Genomic DNA, 7,237 nt, shown 5'->3' with positions numbered 1-7,237 from the left:
CATATCCTGCGCCTTATGGTAGGTTTGGAAGCTCTCCGTGGAACTAGTTTAGCCCCAGAAGGACGCCGAGCGCCGTTCGCGCTGATTCGAAACCTCAGAAGAGCGCTTCCTGCGTCGTCATGAGCCCGCCCGCGCGGCCGCTCACCGTGAGGCCCAAGAGCCTCACGCCGTCGCGCGGCCAAGGGACGCCCGCCAAGAGCTCCACCCCCAACCGGGCGATCTCCTCCGAGGGCGTCTCCGGCCCGATCACGCCGCCCGTGCGGCTTCTCGTCATCGTGTTGAAGTCCCCGGCGCGCACCTTGATCGTGAGCGTGCGGCCGCGGAAGTCCGCACGCGCGAGGCGGCGCTTCAGCTCCGCCGCGATCGAGGCGAGCGCCGCGCCCGCGTCTGAGGCGCGCTCGATGTTGGCGGCGTAGGTCTCCTCGCAGCCGACGCTCTTTCGCTCCCGGCGCGGATCGACCGGCCGGGTGTCGATCCCGCGCACGAACTTGTAGATCTGCGCGCCCGACGATCCGAAATGTTCGACGAGGTACGCAAAGGGCTTGCGGCGCACCTCCGCGCAGAAGTGAAGCCCCAGATCGTGGAGCTTCGCGGCGGTGGCGGGACCCACACCCCAGAGCTTCTCCACCTTGAGCCCGTCGATGAAGGCCTGTGCGCGGTCCGGGTGGATCGTGCAGAGGCCGTCGGGCTTCCTTTCATCGCTCGCGATCTTGGCGAGGAACTTGTTGTAGGAGACGCCCGCGCTCGCGACGAGGCCGAGCTCGCGGCGGATGTCCGACTTGATGCGGCGGGCGACTTCGGTGCCTTCGCCGATCCCCAGCTTGTTGTGGGTGACGTCGAGGTAGGCCTCGTCCAAGGAGAGGGGCTCCACCTCGTCCGTATAGCGGTGGAAGATCTCGTGGATCGAGGAGGAGACGTCGCGGTAGTGCGCGATCCGCGCCTCGACGAAGATCAGCTGCGGGCAGAGTTCCATCGCCTCGCGGCTCGGCATCGCGCTGTGCACGCCGAAGGCGCGCGCCTCGTAGCTCGCGGTCGCGACGACGCCGCGGCGCTCGGCGTGGCCGACCGCCACCGGGCGGCCGCGCAGCGCGGAGTTGTCGCGCTGCTCGACCGAGGCGTAGAAGGCGTCCATGTCGACGTGGACGATGCGGCGAGACGTGTCGTTCTGGAAGATGGGCTCGTTCATGCCGGAGATTTTACGCGCCGGGCCCCGCGCCTCATCCGAGGGTGCTAGCCATTCGGCGGGTGGTCCCGCATCCGGGAGGACCGTACAATCGGGCCCATCATTCATTGAACGCACTTTCCGGAGAATTCATGCGCATCGTGATCGTGGGCGGCGTCGCCGCCGGCATCGGCACCGCCGTCCGTCTGAAGCGCCTTCGCCCCGAGGCGGAGGTCGTCGTTTTCGAGCGGGGCGAACGCGTCGCCTTTGCGAACTGCGCGCTCCCCTACTACGCCGCCGGGCGGCTCGCGAAGGGCGCCGGGCTCTATTCGACCGATGCGCAGACGCTGCGCGAACAGCAGGGCGTCATCGTGCGCGAACGCACCGAAGTGACCGCGATCGACCGCGCGGCCCGCACCGTCACGGTGCGTGACCTTGAAACCGGGAAGGAGGAAACCCTCTCGTACGCGAAGCTCGTGCTCGCGACCGGCGCCGCCGCGCGCGTCCTTCCGATCGAAGGCCTCAAGGAGTGCGCCCATCCGATGTGGCGCCCCGAGGATGCCGAGATGCTCGCCCGCGCCCTCAAGGCGCGTCCGGGCCTCACCGTGGGCGTGATCGGCGGGGGCGCCGTGGGGCTTGAAACCGCGGAAAACGTGGTGGAGGCGGGCGGCACCGTGCACCTGATGGAGTACGGCCGCACGATCATGGGCCGAAACGACCCGGCGCTCTCGACGGCCTTCCGCCGCTGGGCCTCGAAGAGTCACCCCGGGATGCATTTCCATATGGAGACGTCGGTCACGAAGGCCGAACGCGTGGGCGGGAAGATCAACCTCACGCTCTCCGACGGCACCTCGCTCGAGGTCGACTACCTCGTCTGCGCGGCGGGGGTCGCCCCCCGGTCGGAACTCGCCGCCGCGGCGGGCCTTCCCTTGGGCGCCCGCGGCTCGATTCTCGTCGACCGCCACATGAGGACTGAAGACCCCGACGTCTACGCCGTGGGCGACGTCGCGGTCTCCTTTGATCCGATGTCGGGCGAATTCCGTCCGATGATGCTGGCGGCGACCGCCGTGAAGGAAGCGCGCGCCTGTGCGGACCACATCGCCGCGAAGTTCGAAGCCCGTCCGACCGAAGGCGGCTTCGGCACGAACGCGGTGTCCTTCTTCGGGATGCTCTGGGCCTCGACGGGGAAGAACGAGCAGACGCTCCAAACCGAAGGGCTCCGCCTTCGCCGCGACTACTTCACCGCGACCGCCTTCCGCTCGAACCACGTGGGCTGGTACCCGAATTCGACGCCGCTTCTCCTGAAGGTCCTCTTCGACAAGACGGGCAAAATTCTCGGCGCCCAGGCGATCGGCCGCGACGGCGCCGACAAGCGCATCGACGTGATTTCGACCGCGATGCGCTTCGGGGCGACGGTCTACGACCTCGCCCAGCTCGACCTCTGCTACGCTCCGCAGACCGGGCTCCCGAAGGATCCCGTCAACACGTGCGGCCACATCGGAGAAAACATCTTGAACAACCTCGTGCGATTCATCGAACCCGGCGAACTCCGCGCGCTCCTCGCGGGCGAAAAGCCCGACCTGGGCGACGACGTCCCGAACACGCCCGAGGGCCTCACGGTGCTCGACGTGCGCGAAGCGCAGGAATTGGTCGAGGCGCCGTTCGACGCCCCCGTGCAGCACATCCCCTTGGGCGAACTGCGTGAGCGCGTCGACGAACTCCCTGAGGGGAAAACGATCGCGGTGCTCTGCCGACGCGGGATCCGCGCCTACACGGCAGCGCGCGTTCTGGACGAAGCCGGCTACGACAACGTCTTCGTCATCACGGGCGGGATCGAATACTGGCGGGCGACCGAATAAGCCGACGGTATTAGGCCAAATCGGCGGCCCGAAGCGTTCGCACGGGCCGCCCAAACGTTCTACAATCACGATTCCGCGACGGCCGGTCTCCGGCCGTCCTTTTTTACGTCAACATCGTCAAAGACGCGCCGCCGGTCCGGTTTTCCCTTTCGCGTTGACCGCGCACGTCGTACGGAGAATCCCAACATGCCTCACGTTGTTTGCGAAGCCTGCATCGGCTGCAAGCGCACCGACTGCGTGGACGTCTGCCCGGTGGACTGCTTCCGCGAAGGCCCGAACTTCCTCGTCATCGACCCCGACGAGTGCATCGACTGCGCGGTCTGCATCCCCGAGTGCCCCGAAGCGGCGATCTACGCCGAAGAGGACGTCCCGGCCGACCAGCAGGAGTTCATCGCGCTCAACGCCGAACTCGCCCGTGAATGGCCCTCGATCACCCGCCGCAAGCCCGCGCCCGACGACGCGGACGAATGGCGCGGCGTGAAGAACAAGCTTCAGTTCCTGAAGCGCTGATTCAAGGGGGGCGGCAAGCCCCCGCCCAAATCCGTCCGAAGCCTCCGCACGCCCACCGCGCCCGGAGGCTTCTGCGTCCCGTAGCCACCCCTCCAACCCGAAGGTATCCGCCATGGCCGTGCTCCGACTTCTCGACAACCGTCCCGCCTCGCCCTCCATGCGCGAACTCGTCTTTGCGCGCCCCGAAGGCTTTGCCTTCCGCGCCGGGCAGTTCATCCGCATCGGTCTCGACGGGGTGTTCCGCGCCTATTCGATCGCCTCGGGTGAGGAGGAGCCGGAAATCCGCCTCATCGTCACGAACGTGAAGACGGGGGAGCTCTCGCCGAAGCTCTGCGCGCTGGAACCGGGCGCCGAGGTCGAGTTGGACGGCGAACCCGACGGGCACCTGAACCCCGAGCGCATTCCCGGCGGGCGCACCCTTTGGCTCATGGCGACGGGGAGCGGCGTCACGCCCTTCCTCTCGATGATCCGCACGGGGAAGCTCTGGAAGGGCTGGGAGGAAGTCGTACTCGTCGTGGGCGTGCGCACGCTTGAAGACGCCGCCGCGGCGCAGAAGCTCTTGGACGAAACCCTCCCCGGCCCCTTCACGCTCGCCTGCGCGACGACCCGCGACTGCTCGGGCGAGCTCTCCGGCCGCATCCCGCAGCTTTTGGACTCCGGCGAACTCGAAGCCCACGTCGGCCGCGCGATCGACGCCGAACAGGCCCGCGTGCTCCTTTGCGGCAACCCCGACTTCATCACCGAAACGCGTGCGCTTTTGAAGGCCCGCGGCATGGTCGCGCCCCGCTTCGGGAAGCCCGGCCAGATTTTGGCCGAGCAGTTCTGGTAAGCCGAAACTTCCAAGGAAGACCCATGCCCCCCATCTTCCCGAGCAACCCTAATGGAGCCTCGGTCGAGGCGATCGACCGGTGCCTCCCCCAGACGCTCTGCCGTCAGTGCGGCTTTGAAGACTGCGCCTCCTACGCCGAAGCGATCGCGACGGGCGCCGCGCCCGTCAACCGCTGCGCGCCGGGCGGCGCCGAAGGGATCCGGCGGCTCTGCGCCGTCACGGGTGCGGAAGAGCTTCCGCTCGACCCCGAGTACGGTCACGAAGCGCCCTTTGCGGTCGCGAAGATCCGCGCGGCGGAATGCATCGGCTGCGCCTGGTGCGTGCGCGCCTGCCCGACCGACGCCATCGTCGGGAGCGCGAAGCGCCTTCACGCCGTCGACGTCACGCGCTGCACTGGGTGCGCGCGCTGCGCGCCGGCCTGCCCGATGGACTGCATCGACTTCGTCGAAACCGGCACCCTTTGGACGACGGAAGACGCCGAACGCGCGCGCCTTCACCACGAAGAAGCCTTTGCGAGGAGCGTCAGGCGCTCCGCGGAAGAGCACCGGCGCCTCGAAGCCCGGCGCGCGCCCGTCGGCGCGGACGGCGCGAAGAAGACCTCGTCCCTCATGGCCGACATCCTCGCCATGGCGAGGAAGCGTTAAACTCGAAACTATTGACCCCGACCTCGCGATAGACCCGGTTGAAAAAGGAGCCGCATCATGGTCAAAGCCTCGGAACGCAAGGACTTCATGGCGCGGCTCGCGGCCGCGCATCCGGACCCGGAAAGCGAATTGAACTGGACCACGCCCTACGAGCTTCTCGTCGCGGTGGTCCTTTCCGCGCAGGCGACCGACAAGGGCGTCAACATCGCCACCGCGAAGCTCTTTCCCGTGGCGAACACGCCGGAGGCGATCGTGAAGCTGGGGGTCGAGGGCCTCACGCCCTACGTGAAGACGATCGGGCTCTACCGCAACAAGGCGAAGAACGTCGTGGCGCTCTCCGAGATGCTTTTGGAGAAGTACGGGGGCGAAGTGCCGGACGACTTCGACGCGCTGACGTCGCTCCCCGGCGTGGGGAGGAAGACCGCGAACGTCGTTCTCAACGTCGCCTTCCGACGCCCCACGATGCCGGTCGACACGCACGTCTTCCGCGTCGCCAACCGCACGAAGTTCGCGCCGGGAAAGACCCCGGACGAAGTGGAGGCGCTTCTGCTCAAGCGCGTCCCCGCGGAATTCGCCCTTCACGCGCACCACTACCTTCTGCTTCACGGCCGCTATTGCTGCAAGGCGCGCTCGCCCGAGTGCGAACTCTGCCCGGTGGCGGATTACTGCTCGGCGCCTGAAAAGAAGGCGCGTCTCAAGGACTTGGTGCCGTCCGCCTGAAACACGCGATCAGCAAAACACCCTAGCGCAACTGATCCTGAATCATCAGAGCGCATTCGACCCTCGGGCGTTTTGCCTAGAAGGGTCTTCGGGGGGCCTTCGGGCCCCCTTGCCGTTCCTACAATCGAATGAAGCAGGCCGTCCGACCAAGCCACGGGCATCCCTCGCGCCCGGACCCGCGACGGCATTCCACGGACTCAACAAGGAACGCAGAAAATGAACAACGACTTCCGACCGACCCCCACCTACAGTGCCGCCTGCGCCCCGAAGGGCGACTCCGTCATTCTTGAAGTTCTGGCGCTCGCGGCCCGGCCGGACGTCATCAGCTTCGCGGGCGGTCTCCCCTCCCCCGAAGGCTTCCCCGTGAAGGAAATCGCCAAGGCCGCGCAGTGGGTGCTCGACAACCACGCCGCCCGCGCGCTCCAGTATTCCGCCTGCCAGGGCGTCCCCGAACTCCGTGAGGTGATCGCCCGCCGCGAAACCGAAAAGGGCGCGCCGACGAGCCCGGACGAAGTGCTCGTCGTCTCCGGCTCCCAGCAGGCTCTGGACATGATGGGGCGCCTCTTCGTCGATGCGGGCTCCAAGGTCCTCGTCGAATCGCCCACTTACATGGGTGCGCTTCAGGCCTTCGCGCTGAACAGCCCGAAGTTCGTGGAGCTCCCCTGCGACGAAGAGGGCCTCAACCCCGACCTCATCACGCGTGAAATGGTCGAAGGTGCGCGCTTTGCGTACGTGATGCCGACGTTCCAGAACCCGACCGGCCTCACGATCTCGGAAGAACGCCGCCGCAAGCTCGCCGAAAAGGCCCGCGAATTCGACTTCTGGCTCGTCGAAGACAACCCCTACGGCGAACTCTGGTACGAAGACGAACCGGCGCCGTCGCTGCGCGCCTTCGCGCCGGAGCGCACGATCACGCTGGGCACGATGAGCAAGGTCCTGGCGCCGGGCTTCCGTCTCGGGTACATCCTCGCGCCGAAGCACGTGCTCGACGCCTGCATGGAACTCAAACAGGCGATGGACCTTCATACGTCCACCTTCACGCAGCTCATCTGCGCCCGCGTCCTCTCGGAAGGCCTCTTCAAGGATCACCTCCCGATGGTGCGCGCCCTCTACCGCCGTCAGGCCCGCGCGATGCTGGACGCGATGGAGCGCGAAATGCCGCAGCATCCGGAACTCTCCTGGACGAAGCCCGAAGGCGGCATGTTCCTCTGGATGAAGCTCCCGAAGCACATCGACGCCGCGGAACTCATGAAGGCCGTGCTCGCCACCGACGTTCCCGTCGGGTTCGTGCCCGGTTTCGCGTTCTTCGCGAACGATCCGAAGCCCGCCAACTACCTGCGCCTCTCCTTCGTGACGGTGCCGGTGGAGCGCATCAACGCGGGCGTGAAGTCGCTCGCCGACACGCTCCGCAAGTTCCTGTAAGAACCCGCACGACCGGGGCGCCCCGCCGGGGACGCCCCGCGTGAAGAACGGACCAGAACGGGTCAACCACCCCTCCTTAAAAGGAGAGGCT

7 protein-coding genes are annotated in these 7,237 nt (G+C 67.0%); 6 read left to right on the top strand and 1 reads right to left on the bottom strand.

Annotation, left to right across the window (positions count from 1 at the left end; translation table 11 throughout):
* Nucleotides 1-94: 94 nt before the first annotated feature.
* Nucleotides 95-1,186 (bottom strand): DNA polymerase IV, encoded by a 1,092-nt coding sequence (gene dinB / locus HMPREF9440_RS00850; RefSeq protein ID WP_008540569.1) that lies wholly within the window; start codon nucleotides 1,184-1,186, stop codon nucleotides 95-97.
* Between the two features lie 128 nt (nucleotides 1,187-1,314).
* On the opposite strand from dinB, the gene HMPREF9440_RS00845 reads away from it, so the two are divergent.
* The 6 genes from HMPREF9440_RS00845 (at nucleotide 1,315) to HMPREF9440_RS00820 (ending at nucleotide 7,146) form a co-directional block, all read left to right on the top strand.
* Complete coding sequence (locus HMPREF9440_RS00845) at nucleotides 1,315-3,021, top strand: FAD-dependent oxidoreductase (protein ID WP_008540567.1); 1,707 nt, start codon at nucleotides 1,315-1,317, stop codon at nucleotides 3,019-3,021.
* 186 nt (nucleotides 3,022-3,207) lie between these two features.
* Nucleotides 3,208-3,531, top strand: coding sequence for a ferredoxin FdxA (fdxA, locus tag HMPREF9440_RS00840; protein WP_008540564.1), 324 nt, complete (start codon nucleotides 3,208-3,210; stop codon nucleotides 3,529-3,531).
* Between the two features lie 112 nt (nucleotides 3,532-3,643).
* Nucleotides 3,644-4,360, top strand: a complete 717-nt coding sequence (locus HMPREF9440_RS00835) for a ferredoxin--NADP reductase (protein WP_008540563.1) — start codon at nucleotides 3,644-3,646, stop codon at nucleotides 4,358-4,360.
* Nucleotides 4,361-4,383: 23 nt separating this feature from the next.
* Complete coding sequence (locus HMPREF9440_RS00830) at nucleotides 4,384-5,004, top strand: RnfABCDGE type electron transport complex subunit B (RefSeq protein ID WP_008540562.1); 621 nt, start codon at nucleotides 4,384-4,386, stop codon at nucleotides 5,002-5,004.
* A gap of 57 nt (nucleotides 5,005-5,061) precedes the next feature.
* Entirely contained in the window at nucleotides 5,062-5,724 is a 663-nt protein-coding gene (gene nth / locus HMPREF9440_RS00825; protein WP_008540561.1) for an endonuclease III, read from the top strand.
* A gap of 216 nt (nucleotides 5,725-5,940) precedes the next feature.
* Nucleotides 5,941-7,146 (top strand): aminotransferase-like domain-containing protein, encoded by a 1,206-nt coding sequence (locus tag HMPREF9440_RS00820; protein ID WP_008540560.1) that lies wholly within the window; start codon nucleotides 5,941-5,943, stop codon nucleotides 7,144-7,146.
* The last annotated feature ends 91 nt before the right edge of the window (nucleotides 7,147-7,237 follow it).

Source organism: Sutterella parvirubra YIT 11816 (genome assembly GCF_000250875.1).
Classification (GTDB): Bacteria; Pseudomonadota; Gammaproteobacteria; order Burkholderiales; family Burkholderiaceae_F; genus Sutterella; species Sutterella parvirubra.
The sequence above is the reverse complement of the archived record's forward strand: the minus strand, read 5'-3'. Positions and strand labels throughout refer to the sequence as shown.